The sequence below is a fragment of the Streptomyces sp. NPDC001781 genome (genome assembly GCF_053596035.1).
The window spans coordinates 1-1,418 of the sequence record NZ_JBSFFI010000097.1 but is presented as its reverse complement, the minus strand read 5'-3'; the positions used below and the strand labels follow the sequence as shown (position 1 = coordinate 1,418).

The window sequence follows — 1,418 nt, the reverse complement described above, 5'->3', positions numbered from 1 at the left end:
ACACAGTGGACGCGAGCAACTGAGGACAAGCCCTCGGCCTATTAGTACCAGTCAACTCCACCCGTTACCAGGCTTCCATATCTGGCCTATCAACCCAGTCGTCTACTGGGAGCCTTACCCTCTCAAGGAGGTGGGAATACTCATCTCGAAGCAGGCTTCCCGCTTAGATGCTTTCAGCGGTTATCCCTCCCGAACGTAGCCAACCAGCCATGCCCTTGGCAGGACAACTGGCACACCAGAGGTTCGTCCGTCCCGGTCCTCTCGTACTAGGGACAGCCCTTCTCAATATTCCTACGCGCACAGCGGATAGGGACCGAACTGTCTCACGACGTTCTAAACCCAGCTCGCGTACCGCTTTAATGGGCGAACAGCCCAACCCTTGGGACCGACTCCAGCCCCAGGATGCGACGAGCCGACATCGAGGTGCCAAACCATCCCGTCGATATGGACTCTTGGGGAAGATCAGCCTGTTATCCCCGGGGTACCTTTTATCCGTTGAGCGACGGCGCTTCCACAAGCCACCGCCGGATCACTAGTCCCGACTTTCGTCCCTGCTCGACCCGTCGGTCTCACAGTCAAGCTCCCTTGTGCACTTACACTCAACACCTGATTGCCAACCAGGCTGAGGGAACCTTTGGGCGCCTCCGTTACTCTTTAGGAGGCAACCGCCCCAGTTAAACTACCCATCAGACACTGTCCCTGATCCGGATCACGGACCCAGGTTAGACATCCAGCACGACCAGACTGGTATTTCAACGACGACTCCACACACACTGGCGTGCATGCTTCAAAGTCTCCCAGCTATCCTACACAAGCCGAACCGAACACCAATATCAAACTGTAGTAAAGGTCCCGGGGTCTTTCCGTCCTGCTGCGCGAAACGAGCATCTTTACTCGTAGTGCAATTTCACCGGGCCTATGGTTGAGACAGTCGAGAAGTCGTTACGCCATTCGTGCAGGTCGGAACTTACCCGACAAGGAATTTCGCTACCTTAGGATGGTTATAGTTACCACCGCCGTTTACTGGCGCTTAAGTTCTCAGCTTCGCCAAGACGAATCTTGACTAACCGGTCCCCTTAACGTTCCAGCACCGGGCAGGCGTCAGTCCGTATACATCGCCTTACGGCTTCGCACGGACCTGTGTTTTTAGTAAACAGTCGCTTCTCGCTGGTCTCTGCGGCCACCCCCAGCTCAAGGTGCAAGACCTATCACCAGTGATGGCCCCCCTTCTCCCGAAGTTACGGGGGCATTTTGCCGAGTTCCTTAACCATAGTTCACCCGAACGCCTCGGTATTCTCTACCTGACCACCTGAGTCGGTTTAGGGTACGGGCCGCCATGAAACTCGCTAGAGGCTTTTCTCGACAGCATAGGATCATCCACTTCACCACAATCGGCTCGGCATCAGGTCTCAGACTAT

The 1,418-nt window shown here is 55.4% G+C and carries 1 rRNA gene; it reads right to left on the bottom strand.

Features of this window, described 5'->3' with window-relative positions:
• Positions 1–21: 21 nt before the first annotated feature.
• Positions 22–1,418 (bottom strand): 23S ribosomal RNA (locus tag ACWCV3_RS28930); the annotation flags it as partial.